The organism is Paenibacillus terrigena DSM 21567, from assembly GCF_000374845.1.
GTDB classification, from domain to species: Bacteria; Bacillota; Bacilli; order Paenibacillales; family Paenibacillaceae; genus Paenibacillus_K; species Paenibacillus_K terrigena.
Genome location: NZ_KB895422.1, coordinates 36,678 through 51,051, shown reverse-complemented (window position 1 = coordinate 51,051; position 14,374 = coordinate 36,678). Strand labels below are relative to the sequence as shown.

Annotated in this window: 14 protein-coding genes; 11 read left to right on the top strand and 3 right to left on the bottom strand. The window is 47.0% G+C overall.

Annotated elements, in window-relative coordinates:
• Nucleotides 1-131: 131 nt before the first annotated feature.
• From C558_RS0123985 to C558_RS0123970, 4 genes are all read left to right on the top strand, one after another.
• Nucleotides 132-1,175 (top strand): sulfate ABC transporter substrate-binding protein, encoded by a 1,044-nt coding sequence (locus C558_RS0123985; RefSeq protein WP_018758859.1) that lies wholly within the window; start codon nucleotides 132-134, stop codon nucleotides 1,173-1,175.
• Between the two features lie 2 nt (nucleotides 1,176-1,177).
• On the top strand, nucleotides 1,178-2,017 hold the full coding sequence (gene cysT, locus C558_RS0123980; RefSeq protein ID WP_018758858.1) for a sulfate ABC transporter permease subunit CysT: 840 nt from the start codon (nucleotides 1,178-1,180) through the stop codon (nucleotides 2,015-2,017).
• Nucleotides 2,018-2,031: 14 nt separating this feature from the next.
• A complete protein-coding gene (cysW, locus tag C558_RS0123975; protein WP_018758857.1) occupies nucleotides 2,032-2,919 on the top strand; it encodes a sulfate ABC transporter permease subunit CysW in 888 nt (295 codons plus the stop codon).
• A gap of 97 nt (nucleotides 2,920-3,016) precedes the next feature.
• Complete coding sequence (locus C558_RS0123970) at nucleotides 3,017-3,211, top strand: YezD family protein (protein WP_018758856.1); 195 nt, start codon at nucleotides 3,017-3,019, stop codon at nucleotides 3,209-3,211.
• An 83-nt stretch (nucleotides 3,212-3,294) separates the two neighbouring features.
• On the opposite strand, the gene C558_RS33970 is transcribed toward C558_RS0123970, so the two are convergent.
• The gene (locus tag C558_RS33970) at nucleotides 3,295-3,459 is read right to left on the bottom strand and encodes a hypothetical protein (RefSeq protein ID WP_018758855.1); all 165 of its coding nucleotides are present in this window, start codon (nucleotides 3,457-3,459) and stop codon (nucleotides 3,295-3,297) included.
• Between the two features lie 218 nt (nucleotides 3,460-3,677).
• Here C558_RS33970 and trxA point away from each other — a divergent pair, with 218 nt between their 5' ends.
• The 3 genes from trxA (at nucleotide 3,678) to uvrC (ending at nucleotide 7,396) form a co-directional block, all read left to right on the top strand.
• Nucleotides 3,678-3,995 carry a thioredoxin gene (trxA, locus tag C558_RS0123960; protein WP_018758854.1) on the top strand — a complete coding sequence of 106 codons (318 nt, stop codon included), beginning with the start codon at nucleotides 3,678-3,680 and terminating at the stop codon, nucleotides 3,993-3,995.
• 141 nt (nucleotides 3,996-4,136) lie between these two features.
• Complete coding sequence (locus C558_RS0123955) at nucleotides 4,137-5,471, top strand: outer membrane protein assembly factor BamB family protein (protein WP_018758853.1); 1,335 nt, start codon at nucleotides 4,137-4,139, stop codon at nucleotides 5,469-5,471.
• A gap of 86 nt (nucleotides 5,472-5,557) precedes the next feature.
• The gene (gene uvrC / locus C558_RS0123950; RefSeq protein WP_018758852.1) at nucleotides 5,558-7,396 is read left to right on the top strand and encodes an excinuclease ABC subunit UvrC; all 1,839 of its coding nucleotides are present in this window, start codon (nucleotides 5,558-5,560) and stop codon (nucleotides 7,394-7,396) included.
• Here the strand turns inward: uvrC and C558_RS0123945 are convergent.
• On the bottom strand, nucleotides 7,368-9,083 hold the full coding sequence (locus tag C558_RS0123945; protein ID WP_018758851.1) for a CPBP family glutamic-type intramembrane protease: 1,716 nt from the start codon (nucleotides 9,081-9,083) through the stop codon (nucleotides 7,368-7,370). The two genes, uvrC and C558_RS0123945, sit on opposite strands and share 29 nt — an antisense overlap.
• Nucleotides 9,084-9,225: 142 nt before the next feature.
• Here C558_RS0123945 and C558_RS0123940 point away from each other — a divergent pair, with 142 nt between their 5' ends.
• The 3 genes from C558_RS0123940 to C558_RS0123930 are packed head-to-tail and all read left to right on the top strand — an operon-like array spanning nucleotide 9,226 to nucleotide 12,579.
• Nucleotides 9,226-10,611, top strand: coding sequence for a TrkH family potassium uptake protein (locus C558_RS0123940; RefSeq protein WP_156826253.1), 1,386 nt, complete (start codon nucleotides 9,226-9,228; stop codon nucleotides 10,609-10,611).
• A 17-nt stretch (nucleotides 10,612-10,628) separates the two neighbouring features.
• Complete coding sequence (locus tag C558_RS0123935; protein WP_018758849.1) at nucleotides 10,629-11,306, top strand: potassium channel family protein; 678 nt, start codon at nucleotides 10,629-10,631, stop codon at nucleotides 11,304-11,306.
• A gap of 37 nt (nucleotides 11,307-11,343) precedes the next feature.
• Complete coding sequence (locus tag C558_RS0123930; protein WP_018758848.1) at nucleotides 11,344-12,579, top strand: cation:proton antiporter; 1,236 nt, start codon at nucleotides 11,344-11,346, stop codon at nucleotides 12,577-12,579.
• A gap of 24 nt (nucleotides 12,580-12,603) precedes the next feature.
• Here C558_RS0123930 and C558_RS0123925 read toward each other — a convergent pair whose 3' ends face one another.
• A complete protein-coding gene (locus C558_RS0123925) occupies nucleotides 12,604-13,530 on the bottom strand; it encodes a LysR family transcriptional regulator (protein ID WP_018758847.1) in 927 nt (308 codons plus the stop codon).
• A gap of 167 nt (nucleotides 13,531-13,697) precedes the next feature.
• On the opposite strand from C558_RS0123925, the gene C558_RS0123920 reads away from it, so the two are divergent.
• The gene (locus C558_RS0123920; protein ID WP_018758846.1) at nucleotides 13,698-14,372 is read left to right on the top strand and encodes a succinate dehydrogenase cytochrome b558 subunit; all 675 of its coding nucleotides are present in this window, start codon (nucleotides 13,698-13,700) and stop codon (nucleotides 14,370-14,372) included.
• The last annotated feature ends 2 nt before the right edge of the window (nucleotides 14,373-14,374 follow it).

Here is a 14,374-nt window from a genome sequence, read left to right as displayed (position 1 = left end):
TCGACCGGACAGCCGGAGGAAACGATGCGATTCAAAAAGGGATTGTAGATATTTACAACCTTTATTTGCACATCGTATTCGTTTCTTCCCGCTGTCCTTTTCATTTTGCATGTTGAGAGGGGAAAAATCGTATGAAGAAGAGAGTAACCACCATCGTCGTCTTATTATTATTAGCCGTAACCGCGGCAGCGTGCGGATCCAAGACGGCCGATGCACCCAAATCGGAGCCAGCCAAAAAACCAGTCGAACTGCTGAATGTCTCTTATGATCCGACTCGAGAATTATATGCGGCTTATAACAAATTATTCAGTGACTATTGGCAAAAGAAAACCGGTCAGACCGTTACGATTAAACAATCGCACGGTGGTTCTGGGAAGCAAAGCCTCTCCGTTGTGAATGGACTCAAAGCGGATGTGGTTACGCTCGCGCTGGGCTATGATGTGGATGCGGTTCAGAAGGCAGGCCTTATCCAAGAAGGGTGGCAGAAGAAATTCGAGGATAACAGCGCGCCCTATACGTCGACGATCGTCTTCCTGGTGCGCAAGGGCAATCCGAAAGGCATTCATGATTGGAGTGATCTCGTCAAAGACGGCATAGGGGTTATCACACCAAACCCGAAAACATCCGGCGGAGCACGGTGGAACTATCTTGCAGCATGGGGCTACGCGCTCGAGCAGAATGGCGGCGATGAGAATAAAGCGAAAGAGTTCGTCGCGAAATTGTTCAAGAACGTACCGGTTCTGGATTCCGGCGCACGCGGCTCGACGACGACCTTTGTGGAGCGTGGTATTGGTGATGTGCTGCTGGCTTGGGAAAATGAAGCCTTGTTGTCGACCAATGAGCTGGGTAAAGATAAATTCGAAATTGTCTATCCTTCGCTGAGTATTCTGGCAGAACCGCCTGTCGCGGTCGTTGATAAAGTTGTAGATGAACACGGCACGCGGGAGGTAGCCGAAGAGTATTTGAAGTATCTCTACACACCGGAGGCGCAGGATCTTGTTGCGAAGAACTTCTATCGTCCGATTCTGAAGGATGTGGCTGACAAGTATAAGGACCAGTTTCCAACACTCAAGCTCTTAACGATTGATAAAGATTTCGGGGGCTGGAGCGCTGCGCAAGCGAAGCACTTCGCAGATGGTGGATTGTTCGATCAGATATATGCTGCAGGTAAATAAAAATGACAAAGCTGAAATCCAAACGTATCAGAGTACTGCCGGGGTTTGGCCTCACCTTAGGTTATTCGATCTTCTATCTGAGCATTATTGTTCTGATCCCGCTCGCCAGTCTGTTCGTGGAGACGGCCAATGCGAGCTGGGATAAAATCTGGCAGACGATATCGGATCCGCGGGTTATCGCTTCATATCGCGTCACTTTCTTATCCGCATTCTATGCTGCGGTCATTAATGTAATCTTCGGTCTCTTACTTGCTTGGGTACTTGTCAGATATAAGTTCCCAGGCAAGAAGCTGATTGATGGGATTATCGATCTTCCCTTTGCTCTGCCAACAGCCGTCGCTGGGATCGCATTAACCGCCATTTATGCAGAGAATGGGTTCATCGGGAAACTGTTCGCGCCGCTTGGTATCAAAATTGCCTACACCCAAATCGGGATTACGATTGCGCTTATATTTATCGGACTCCCCTTCGTTGTGAGGACAGTTCAACCCGTCCTTCAGGAGCTGGACCGTGAAATAGAAGAAGCAGCGGTGACGCTTGGCGCTTATCGCTGGAGAACCTTTCGAAGCGTTATTCTTCCGGAATTGACCCCAGCGTTATGGACAGGATTTGCACTTGCCTTTGCGAGGGCGATAGGTGAGTATGGCTCGGTTGTCTTCATCGCCGGCAATATGCCGTTTAAGACGGAAATTGCTCCGCTGCTCATTATGACGAAGTTGGAGCAATTCGATTATGCGGGAGCCACGGCTATTGCACTCGTGATGCTGCTCAGTTCATTCGTGATGCTCTTGGTCATCAACTTCTTGCAGTGGCGCAGTCAGCATCAAGCTATCTCAGAATAGGTAGGAGGTGAAGTATGGCAGGTTCAACAACAATGAACGGCTTGGCTGGAAGTTCGGAGGTGAGGCCGAGACACGCGACAGAGTCGCTGCCGTTTCGATGGCTCTGGATTACGATCGCTTTATTATTCGTCGGGTTGATACTCATATTGCCGTTAGTTACGGTGATTTATGAAGGGTTGAAGAAGGGAGTAGAGCTATATCTTACGGCTTTAATCGAACCTGATGCAATATCTGCTCTGAAGTTAACGCTGCTCGTTGCACTCATCGCAGTACCGTTGAATACATTATTTGGCGTGGCTGCCGCATGGACGATCACGAAGTTTCAGTTCCGCGGCAAAAATATTCTGCTGACGCTGATCGACCTGCCATTTGCCGTATCGCCAGTTATATCGGGGCTGGTGTATGTGCTATTGTTCGGGGCAAGGGGATGGTTCGGGCCATTTCTTGAGGCGAATCATCTGCAGATTGTCTATGCTGTGCCTGGAATTATTCTGGCGACAACGTTCGTGACATTCCCATTCGTTGCGCGTGAGTTGATTCCGCTCATGCAGGCACAGGGCAAGCAGGAAGAAGAAGCGGCTGCAAGTCTTGGGGCAAAAGGGTGGCATATCTTCTGGCATGTGACTATGCCGAATATCAAATGGGGACTGCTCTACGGCATCATCCTCTGCAATGCGCGAGCGATTGGCGAATTTGGCGCCGTCTCTGTCGTGTCAGGACATATCCGGGGCGAGACGAACACGCTTCCGCTGCATATCGAAATTCTATACAACGAATATCAATTCTCCGCTGCATTTGCGGTTGCATCGCTGCTTGTGGCCTTAGCGCTCGTGACGTTAGTCGCGAAGAGTCTGATTGAACGTCGACAGCAGCGTGCCGCTGCTAGAAATAGGATGAATTGACGACATAAGCGTAAGATGATAAGATAATAATTACCAAATCTCAGTAAATAGGTCGGAATGAAATGAATTTCTTTCTTGGGGAATAAGGAGGATGTGTATGGGGAGAACGCTGGAGATTGATGAGCGTTGGCGTGATCAGATTGTTGCGTTATTGAATGGTATGGAGTTCGGTTCTGTACTCATCACAGTTCATGATGGCAAAATTGTTCAGTTGGAGCGCACGGAGCGCAAACGATTTGAGCTGAATTATTCCCCACCTCCGTCTCCTTCTGAGCGATTAACTTCGAATTAATTCGTAAATAATAAAAAAGTCTGAACCTTATTGTCAGTGAAGACAGCGGTTCAGACTTTATTCGTTTCCTGATTTCGCTTGGTTTAACTCGCTAAGAACTTAATGATCACCATCGCGAAGAATACAATGAACATGAATCCAAACATGAAAGTGAAGCCATTCATTACGTCGGAGAAATCGTTACGAATTTCTTCATTCACATGTTTTGTTGGATCGTTCGTGGATAATTTGATAGTATCTTCCATCATGATCTGCCCCCTGACTATCGGTTCCGTTATTGCAATGATAAGCATCACAATTCATGAATCCAAATATTACTATTAGTATAACGAAAGAATCGTTTATTTGTAAAGTCGCCTAAAGTGACAAAGTTTAGTCATATTTCACAAAATGAAGTTGGTTGTGGTATACTTTCAATTGATGAGTACCTAAAAAAAAATGGTTCTATATAAAGGAGGACATTGTCATGGCAATTGTAAACGTAACCGATCAATCATTCAATACGGAGGTTGAAGGTCAAGGCGTCGTTCTAGTAGATTTCTGGGCACCTTGGTGTGGTCCTTGTAAACGTCTTGCTCCAGAATTGGAAGCACTTGATGCGGAAATCGGCGATTCCTTGAAAATCGCAAAAGTGAACGTGGATGAGAACCCTGAGACGGCTTCCCGTTTCGGTGTAATGAGCATCCCGACATTGATCGTGTTCAAAGACGGTCAACCGGTTGATAAAGTGGTTGGTCTGAACTCGAAAGATGCTTTGAAAAGCATGGTTGGCAAACACCAATAAGATTGATTGATCTTCATAGAAGCCTTCTCAGTGAGTGAACTGAGAGGGCTTTTTTTGTTGCCTGGTAAGATTTTGAAACATTTTGGGCAGTCAGCCGTCTATATCTATGATTAACATGATATGGAAGAGGAGTGCAGAGATTTGCTACATACGAAATGGAAACAGGTATTGGTTGGCGGAATCGCGTTAACGTTGTGGGCCGGAACATTCGGTACGGCGCTAGCCGCAGGAACGGTGGGTCAGGTGGAGAAGCCCGTCATCTCGGAGAACGTGATGCAGAATAGTAGAGTCATGGGACAAATGCCAGAGCTGAAGCCGACATGGACATTCGCGGTGGATCGCAATGAACAGTGGCATGCGATTACGACGGCGCAGGCGGTCGGGAATCAAGTGTTTGCTTTGAAAGATAAGAAGCTGGTCGCGATCGATGCAGCGACGGGGAAGAAGCAGTGGACGTATGGGCAGAATTTGACGTCGACCATCAAGGTGAACCAAGGCGTTGTCTACGGCGTCTCGCAAGCAGGCCAAGTCTATGCCGTGAGCGCGAACCAAGGCAAGTCGAAATGGACGGCGAAGTATGCGGAAGTCGTCAATGTGATTCCGCAAGGGGATCGTGTCTATGTACTGCATCATGAACGTAAAATCGATGCGTTGTCGGCAGCGACAGGGAAATTGCTGTGGAGCACGGAAGAACCGGAAGCCAATTATGCGTTGGACGTGATGGAAGCGGACGGTGTCCTGCTGTCGACGTTTTCCGTACAAGGCGCGTTGACGTCCGTACAATTGAATGCGTTCGACCTAAAGACGGGCAAGAAGAAATGGGGCCAATCTCGGCAGGATATGCCGATCCTAGTGAAGAACGGCATGGCTTTCTCGCGGACCGATGAATGGAATATGGACGATGCGGTGCCGGATCGCAAGCTTACGATTCTAGGATTGGATCTGCAGACGGGCAAAGCCCGTGAGACGAGAGAGTATAGCTATAAGCTGGCCGGGCAGCCGCCGTATTCTTCCGGAGGAGGTCGCATATTATTAGACGGCAATAACCTCTATATGGAACAGGGGCAGCGCATTGCGCAGTATGATTTCTCGTCGGAAGCAGGTGCGAGCAAACCGGTTAAGACATGGGCCGTCATGACACAGAATGTAAGCTTCATTGGCGCGATGCACCAAGGGAAGTTCTTGTTCCAAGATCGCAATACGCAAGAAATCAAAGGGATAAAGATGTCGGACAGCCAAGAGATGGCTTGGACCGGTGACAATCCAGCAGCTCAAGTGGAGATTTATGGCAGCGTGATGTACCGTGCGCAGACCGATGGCATCTTGTATGGGCTGGATGTCGATACGACGAAGGCGCTGTTCAAGGTTCGCACGAATGCCCATTACTACGGGCCGACCTTGAAGACAGGCCGGACGGTCATCATTCAAGCGGAAGATCGGCTGATCGGCGTGCGATTGCCAGCATCTGTGAAGTGAAATCGATGATCCCTCATAGGCACGAAGCATCAGGTTTGATATAATGGATATCGAACTTATGTTTTCATATTGGGAGTTGAATACAGATGACGGAGCATCCGGATGATTACGAGAAAGCAATGGAGAATATACGCAACAAATTAGCACTTCTTCCGGACCAACCGGGATGTTATCTGATGAAGAATAGTGAAGGCACGATTATCTACGTCGGTAAGGCGAAGGTGCTTAAGAATCGTGTTCGATCCTATTTCACGGGCAGTCATGACGGTAAGACGCAGCGCCTAGTTACGGATATTCGTGATTTCGAATATATCGTGACGGCGAGCAACATGGAAGCACTCATCCTGGAGTGCAACCTGATTAAGACGCATTATCCAAGATACAACGTTCTTTTGAAGGACGATAAGACTTATCCATATATCAAAATTACGAATGACACGCATCCGCGTCTTGAAGTGACACGACGTGTATTGAAAGATAAAGCCAAATATTTTGGCCCTTACCCGAACGCCTTCGCTGCCCAGCAGACGAAGAAGCTGCTTGATCGGTTGTATCCATTACGCAAATGCATGAACATTCCGAACCAAGCTTGTCTGTATTACCATATTGGTCAATGCCTTGGTCCTTGTGTTGAGGACGTCACGGCAGCACAGAATGAAGCGATGATCCAAGAGATTACGCGGTTTCTGAATGGTGGACATGAAGAGATTAAGCGTGATTTGCAACAGCGCATGGGCGAGGCGGCGGAAGCACTCGAATTCGAACGGGCGAAGGAGCTTCGCGATCAAATCATAAGTATTGATGCTTTAATGGAGAAGCAGAACATTACTACGGCCGATAACATGGACCGAGACGTCTTCGGATATGCCGTCGATAAGGGTTGGATGTCCGTGCAGATTCTCTATATGCGCCAAGGCAAAATGATCCAGCGTAACTCTTCAACCTTCCCTTACTATGGAACGGCGTATGATGATTTTATGTCCTTCGTAAGCCAATATTATAGTGAGAACAGCGCATTGCCGCGTGAAATTTATTTGCCGGATGACGATTCAGAACAAGCTGCTGAAGTGTCCGCAGAGAATGGTGCAGATGCACTCGGAGCTTGGCTCAAGCTAAAGGTGAATATTCCGAAGCGCGGCTCGAAGAAGAAGCTCGTCGAGATGGCGATGCAGAATGCGCATATTGCGCTAGATGAGAAGTTCAAATTGATCGAGCGGGATGAGGAACGGAGTGTTAAGGCGGCACAGAACCTCGGAGAATGGATTGGACTGGGTAGTCTGCATCGCATTGAAGCTTTCGATAACTCGAATATTCAAGGGACGGATCCGGTATCCGCGATGGTCGTATTTATCGATGGGAAGCCTGCGAGGAAGGAATACCGCAAGTATAAGATTAAGACGGTCGTCGGGCCCGATGATTACGGCACGATGCGTGAGGTCATCAGACGCCGCTATGAGCGGGTGTTGAAGGAGAACTTACCGATGCCTGATCTCGTCGTCGTTGATGGTGGGCGGGGCCAGATTTCTGCAGCTGTTGATGTCCTAGAGAATGAACTTGGGTTATTTATCCCTGTATGCGGTCTTGTGAAGGATGAGAAGCACCGGACGGCGCAGCTCATGGTCGGTGATCCAGCAGAGGTTGTTCCGCTCAAGCGAGATAGCCAAGAGTTCTATCTCTTACAGCGTATCCAGGACGAAGTGCATCGATTCGCCATTACATTCCACCGAGAGCAACGGGGGAAATCGATGATTACATCCAAGCTGGATTCGATTCCAGGGATTGGAGAGAAGCGTCGGAAGGCACTGCTTAAACATTTTGGTTCCCTTAAGAAAATCAAAGAGGCCTCCATCGAAGATTTCAGGCCTCTGTCGATTGGCGAGAAGCTCGCCTCACAAATTATACAAGCGCTTCAGGAGGAGTCGTAGTTAACGGCTCCTTTTCTTTTGGCTGAATAGGCCCTACAGGTTCATTTGGGTCATGGGGGTACCTCATGCGATAGAACCATCGGATCACCCAAGCGACGATGGCAGGCAAGATCATGTATCCGAGTCCAATTAACGTATAGGCGGTTCCATTTTTCATCAGAATCACACTTAGTCCCATTCCAATGCTGTCGAAGATGACGTGAGCGAAGACCGCTGTAATAAATCCATATCGGAAGAAGATCCATGAGAATCCTAGTCCTAAAAATATTAATTCAATCGGTCGCGAATACGTTGGATAAATCGGGTATAACGTATGACCGAATGCCCAGATTAACGTGGAGATCAGACAAGCGATAAACGTATTGCGCACGATTTTCTTCAGCATAATAATGCCAAACAACCGGTATGTTGCTTCCTCCCCAATACCTGCAACCCAAGCCATGAGCGGGAAGAGAAGTGGATAAATCATATTGTAAGTCGATTGCGTGGCATCGGTTGTCGACCAGGTGCCGATCGTTATGGAAAGGGCGATATAGATGATCACCTGTAATCCGAGTAGGAAAAAGGCGGTAATGTAGCCGATTCCCATACTACGAAAAACATAATCGCCGTAACCAGGCTCACGGAATCGTGGCCAAGGGTTTAGTCCTCGCTCCCGCCATAACGCATCGCCGCCGACAAAAGAGAAATAAGTAGCAACTCCCATGATGACCGTGACGACACATTGTAATAATGCCGTAGCGATTAACAACGTATTATCGACTGGCATATCCCCAGACATGGCTTTCATGGCCGGCATGATGTTGAAGAACGAGAAAATGCTGAGACCTGTATAGAGCAATGCAAGGAATATACCGCGTTTGAATGAGGTGTGACGTCGTTTAAGGATACTGTAGACGATGGCTAACACAGCGAGTGCCACGGTCAACAGATAGTAACCGAGTCCTGTCATCCAGTTGGCATTTCGTTGCTGCTGCTGAACATAGAGAAGATGTGATTCCGGTACAGAGAAAGCAGGTGTCACGGATGAAATCTCATCTTGGATGAATTGAACAGTGATGAGCAGTGTAGATTCACCGATCTTACGTGATGTATCTTCTAGGACAATATTCGTGTGATTCGGGAAATTCTTCTCGGATGTCGTCTTCTGCACGGTTAACAAGTTGATATCATACCCGGCCTTTGCCAAGTGCTGCTTGGCTGCATCGATCAATTCATCCTTTGTTCGAAGGGATGGCGTATCCTCCGGCGTGAACATTTTCCACGAAATGACTTCACCAGATTGCATATTCAAGTAAATATAGTAGGCCTTGCTGGGTACATTTCGTTCTGGGATCTCAACGCGATAATATTCATAAGGATATTTTTGGACAAATGTTTTATGATATTTATCTAATAGCTTATTGGAAACAAGATAACCATATAGGTTAGAATTGGTCGCGTAAGAGATGGAAGCTTCAACTGCATTCGGATTTGCTTGAGGCCAGTTTTGCTTCACGAACGCAAGCGCCTTGTCCGTTGCTGCTTCTTTGGAGATGGCAGGTTGATTCGGAGCCTCGCTCGCTTGCGGCGAGAAGAATGCTGGTAACACCTGCAGGAGTATGAAGATGATGAGTCCTATGGTTCCCAACGTTAGTAGTATCTTGCGATTAAATTGTAGCTGAAGGCGATTGCCGAGATGATTCATTACGTTCCTCCTAATCATGACAAATTGAGTTGAGCACCGAAAATTAAGGTCTACAGGATGATACTAGTAAAAATATCATAGTTCATCTGCTGAGTACCAGCGTATGATCAAGAATGCCCTAAAAACATTGTATGACAAAATGATGGAGATCAAGTATACTTGCTTTGGTATTTTAGTGAAGGGAAGGGTATTTTTGAAAAAGAAATTTTTTGCGCTAACGCCACCTCGTATCTTATCCCTTGGATTTGCATGCATAATTCTGCTGGGCGCTTTTCTGTTGATGCTTCCAATTTCGAATGTTGACGGCGTTCAACTTGACTTCGTAGATGCATTGTTCACGTCGACATCAGCCACATGTGTGACGGGACTGATCGTCGTGGATACAGGAACGCATTTCACCGTCTTTGGGCAAGTCGTGTTGATGTTCCTTATTCAGATTGGTGGGCTTGGATTCATGACCATGGCTACTTTATTCGCTCTTGTCCTGAAGAAAAGGATCTCCTTGTCGGAGCGCTTGATTTTACAAGAGGCGATGAATCAATCGAGTATGGAAGGCATCGTTCGATTGATTCGAAGGGTCCTTATTTATTCGGTTTCGATCGAAGCAGCCGCTGCATTATTGTTCACGATCCGTTGGTCCTTCGATATGCCGTTCATCCGTGCACTCTATTTCGGTATATTCCATGCGGTATCCTTCTTTAATAATGCTGGTTTTGATCTATTCGGGCATTTCTCGAGCTTAACAGCCTATGTTAGTGACCCGCTTGTCAATATTGTCTCCATGCTTCTTATTATCTTCGGTGGCATCGGATTTATTGTTATGGCGGATTTGGTGGATTTTAGAAATCGAAAAAAATTGTCTTTACATACAAAAGTCGTTTTATCGATGACGAGCTTTTTGATCGTTTTTGGTGCGATAGTCATTTTCGTCTTCGAATTTACGAATAATAAGACATTAGCTCCATTGGATTGGTCAGGTAAAATACTCGCCTCCTTCTTCCAATCGGTGTCCCCGCGTACAGCAGGTGCGAACACACTCGATCTCGGCAGCATGCGGCAGGCGTCGCAGTTCTTTACGATCATTCTGATGTTTATTGGTGCATCCCCCGGATCGACGGGAGGCGGGATTAAGACGACGACCTTTGCCATTTTGATCATGGCTGTCATTTCCATGATTCGCGGTAAAGAAGATGTGGTCATGTTCCGGTATCGTCTGGCGAAGGAGCGAATATTCAAAGCATTAACGATCACGTTCTTGTCTCTGATGCTCGTCGTGTTCGTCTCGATGCTGCTCTCTACGACGGAAGACCATAATTTCTTAATGATTCTGTACGAGACGACCTCGGCCTTCGGAACGGTAGGGTTAACGATGGGATTGACGGCGGATTTAACCGTATTCGGAAAAATTATGATTAGCCTGATGATGTTTATGGGAAGACTTGGACCATTAACTCTAGCTTATGCGATTGGACCAAAGACAGAGAAAGAATTGTACCGCCATCCTGAAGGCAAAATGATTATTGGATAGGAGATCGGAAGAAAGAGATGAAAACAGAACAATTTGTAGTGATCGGATTAGGACGATTTGGTTCAAGTCTTGCGAAGGAATTGATTGAGCTAGGGCACGAAGTGTTGGGGATTGATAAAGATGAAGAGGTAGTCGATGCGATAGGCCGTAAGATAACCCATGCGGTCGTTGCGGATGCGACGGATGTGGATACGCTGCGTTCTTTAGGGGTTCGCAATTTCGATTGCGGAGTCGTCGCGATTGGGGACGATATTCAGACGAGTATTCTGGCAACGATTCAGCTGAAGGAGCTTGGTGTGAAGAAGGTTGTTGCCAAAGCAATCTCTGATCTGCATGGTCGCGTGCTTGAGCGGATCGGCGTTGACCGTGTGATTTTCCCAGAGCGGGATATGGGGATTCGGGTGGCGCATCAACTGGTGTCTCCGAACTTGCTCGATTACATCGAACTGTCTAAAGATTATTCGATTGCGGAGTTGACCGTTCCTAGTTGTCTGGATGGCATCTCGCTCAAAGATCTCAATCCGAGATCCCGTTTTGGCTGCAGTATTGTTGCGATCAATAAGAAGGAAGGGGTTATCATCGTACCTACGGCAGAACAAGTGCTTTCTGAGAAAGACATTATGGTCATCATTGGGACGAATGAGCAAATCGACGCCTTCGAAGAGCGAATGACGGATGGACAAGTTTTGGCATAATACATTAATGAATTGATCATTCAAGGGCGTGGTGGACTTGGGAACAGCAACGGGAGAAATCATTCAGCATCTATTGATTGTACTTGTATTAATCTTCATAGCAGGCATGGTGTCCGGCAAAATTGCTGCATGGCTGAAGCTCCCAGATGTGGTCGTTTTTATTCTGATCGGTATGGTGCTCGGTCAAGGACTGCATTGGATTCATGAGACGAGCAGTTCGGTGCTCAATCAGACGATCTTAACGGCTGGTTCTACATTAATTCTGTTCGATGGCGGGCGGAATATTGGACTTCATGGGCTCCGTAAAGTCTGGATCACGATTTCCTTATTAAGTGTGCCAGGGGTGTTGATCACTGTCGGCGTCGTCGGTGTAGCTGTGCATTATTTGTTCGGGCTTGGATGGATTTTGTCGCTATTGGTAGGTGCAGTCATCGCATCGACAGACCCAGCATCGATCATTCCGGTCTTCAGGCAGGTAAAGATTCGGGACAAGGTACGTGAGACGGTTGAGAGTGAGTCGGCATTTAATGATGCGACGGGGTCTATTATTACCTTTACCTTACTCGCTGTGGTCTTAGGCCAAGGGAGTCTGGAAGCAGGTCCGATGATTTTTGATTTCTTGAAGACAGCAGTTGGTGGAATTATTGTTGGGGTGGTCGTCGCAATCCCATTCTCGTATTTGACAGGACATCATCGATTTGCAGTCTTGCGTGAGTATACGACGATTGCGATGATCGTTGTCGCGCTTGCGGCGTACTTGATTGGGGATTTGTTGCATGTTAGCGGCTTTATGGCGACATTCGTTGCGGGCTTAATCTGGGGCAATGAGAAGACATTCGGCTTATCGATGCATGAGAAACGCCAAGAGATGGATCATTTCGCAGATAATATTACGGTATTGATGCGTATGCTGATCTTCATTCTGCTTGGCAGTCAAGTCAATTTCCAGGTGTTGATCGAATATTTCTGGCCAAGTCTTGCCGTTGTGTTGGTGCTGATGTTCATTGCGAGACCGCTCACCGTCATAGCTTGTGCACTCCCTGATCGAAGAGCGAAATGGACGTGGCGCGAGATGGCGTTCATGGTATGGGTACGTGAGACGGGCGTCATTCCGGCCGCGTTATCGGGGATGATTGTCGCGTCAGGTGTGGAGCATGCGGATATTATTGCATCCGTTACCTTCATGGCGATCATGCTCACGATTCTGGTACAGGCAAGCACAACGGCCTGGGTCGCGCGGAAGCTGGGACTTGAAGTGAAACCGAATAATTAATGCTGATGGCCTTGCCATGGATGTTTAGTTTCCATGGCTTTTTGCTTTTGCGGTAAAAGACTGCAGCTTCGCATATGAAGAGGCTTCTTGAATGAGCATTTGCGCCGAAGTGCTTAGGGATGCAGGGTCGGAATAGATCAAAGATGTCGTACGCTTGGTCTGCTCCAATTCACGTAAATGGACGACCGTTAGCTCGTTATCAGCTAATAATTGCGGTCTAAGATATGAGTGAGGCAGAAGAGTTGCTGACTTCCCAGTCGAGAGCAAGCGAATGATGGCTTCAAAGGAGTCAATCTCCATGCGAACATCTGGAATAACCCGGCAACGATGGAATAGATCATCGGTTAGTATACGGTACCAGGTGCCTCTCGAGAATAGGATCATCGGGAGGCCGTTCAAATCTTGTATATCGATCGTTTTCTTGGCATGCAGCACATGGTGCTTCGGCAGTACGAGATCCAGATGGTCTTCGAATAAAGGAAGGCACTGGAGCGGCGGTTCATTAATTAAAGAAGCAACAAGACCGATATCGACCTTCTTCTCCCGTACGAGGGTGACGATCTCGTGGGTTTTGCCCGTGATCGCCTTCATCTCCGTCTCGGGATGCTTGCTCAGGAAGACATGAATAAGATCGGGGAGTGTGGATTGCAGGGTCGTTAGACTGGCCCCGATCGTAATCATACTTTTATCCGTTGCTTTATATTCAGCGATGGTCTGCAGCAGATCGCGTTCGATTTGCCGCATTTCGAGTGCGAATTCATAGGTGAGCTGGCCGATTCTCGTCAGTTCGAGCTTCTTACCATTTCGAGTAAAGAGTTGTACACCAAGCTGGTCTTCCAGTTTGGTAATTTTTCTGGAGAGGGCTGGTTGTGATAAATTCAACAGCTGAGAGGCTTTGTTCAGACTCGACTGTTCTACGACTGCTGCAAAATATTGCATCATTTCTAACATTTCGACACCTCTTATGCAAATTAGTTATAAAAACTAATAGAAAATACGCATTTCCATTATAAGCGAAAAAGGAGTAACATGATAGATGGTATAAACCATTCACAACTTGTTCACATGAAAAATGGAAACTAATCAATGGCAACGATTGAAAGGGGAAACGCTTACTTATGAAAGGGACTTCTTTTTATTCACGGAAGTTGCACTCGCTACTCGGGATTATTCCGCTGGGCTTGTTTATCCTGGAGCACATGTTGACGAATTACTCCGCGTTCGAAGGAGGCAAGGAAGGTTTTAATAGCAGCGTTAAATTTCTTAACGATCTCCCGTTAGTTACTTTCTTAGAAATCTTCGGGATTTTCTTGCCGCTGCTCTATCACGGTGTATATGGTCTCTATATTGCCTATCAAGCTAGAAATAATGTTAGCAATTACAGCTACGGTCGCAACATCATGTTCATGCTGCAACGGGTAACGGGTGTCATTACGTTCATCTTCGTTGTATGGCATCTATATACCACGCGTTTTCAAGTTACGCTTGGCAATTTGACGCATGAAGAACTTGGTCAGCACATGAATGATATTTTATCACAACCTGTTTACTTTATTATTTACGTCATTGGGGTTGTAGCCGCGGTATTCCATTTCAGCAACGGACTATGGTCGTTCCTTGTGAGCTGGGGGATTACCGTTGGACCACGCGCACAACGTGTATCTTCTTATATTTGCATGGGCGTATTCGTTCTTGTATCGCTCTTGTTCATTCTGTCACTGGTTGCGTTCACAGGCAGTGAGTTTGAAGCAGCAGGGCTTGTAAATTTGGCAACTGGCATGATTAACGGTTAAGG

Coding starts and splice junctions, on each gene's coding strand:
- C558_RS0123985 (WP_018758859.1), top strand. CDS start 132: ATGAAGAAGAGAGTAACCACCATCGTCGTCTTATTATTATTAGCCGTA.
- cysT (WP_018758858.1), top strand. CDS start 1,178: ATGACAAAGCTGAAATCCAAACGTATCAGAGTACTGCCGGGGTTTGGC.
- cysW (WP_018758857.1), top strand. CDS start 2,032: ATGGCAGGTTCAACAACAATGAACGGCTTGGCTGGAAGTTCGGAGGTG.
- C558_RS0123970 (WP_018758856.1), top strand. CDS start 3,017: ATGGGGAGAACGCTGGAGATTGATGAGCGTTGGCGTGATCAGATTGTT.
- C558_RS33970 (WP_018758855.1), bottom strand. CDS start 3,459: ATGATGGAAGATACTATCAAATTATCCACGAACGATCCAACAAAACAT.
- trxA (WP_018758854.1), top strand. CDS start 3,678: ATGGCAATTGTAAACGTAACCGATCAATCATTCAATACGGAGGTTGAA.
- uvrC (WP_018758852.1), top strand. CDS start 5,558: ATGACGGAGCATCCGGATGATTACGAGAAAGCAATGGAGAATATACGC.
- C558_RS0123945 (WP_018758851.1), bottom strand. CDS start 9,083: ATGAATCATCTCGGCAATCGCCTTCAGCTACAATTTAATCGCAAGATA.
- C558_RS0123940 (WP_156826253.1), top strand. CDS start 9,226: ATGGAGATCAAGTATACTTGCTTTGGTATTTTAGTGAAGGGAAGGGTA.
- C558_RS0123935 (WP_018758849.1), top strand. CDS start 10,629: ATGAAAACAGAACAATTTGTAGTGATCGGATTAGGACGATTTGGTTCA.
- C558_RS0123925 (WP_018758847.1), bottom strand. CDS start 13,530: ATGTTAGAAATGATGCAATATTTTGCAGCAGTCGTAGAACAGTCGAGT.
- C558_RS0123920 (WP_018758846.1), top strand. CDS start 13,698: ATGAAAGGGACTTCTTTTTATTCACGGAAGTTGCACTCGCTACTCGGG.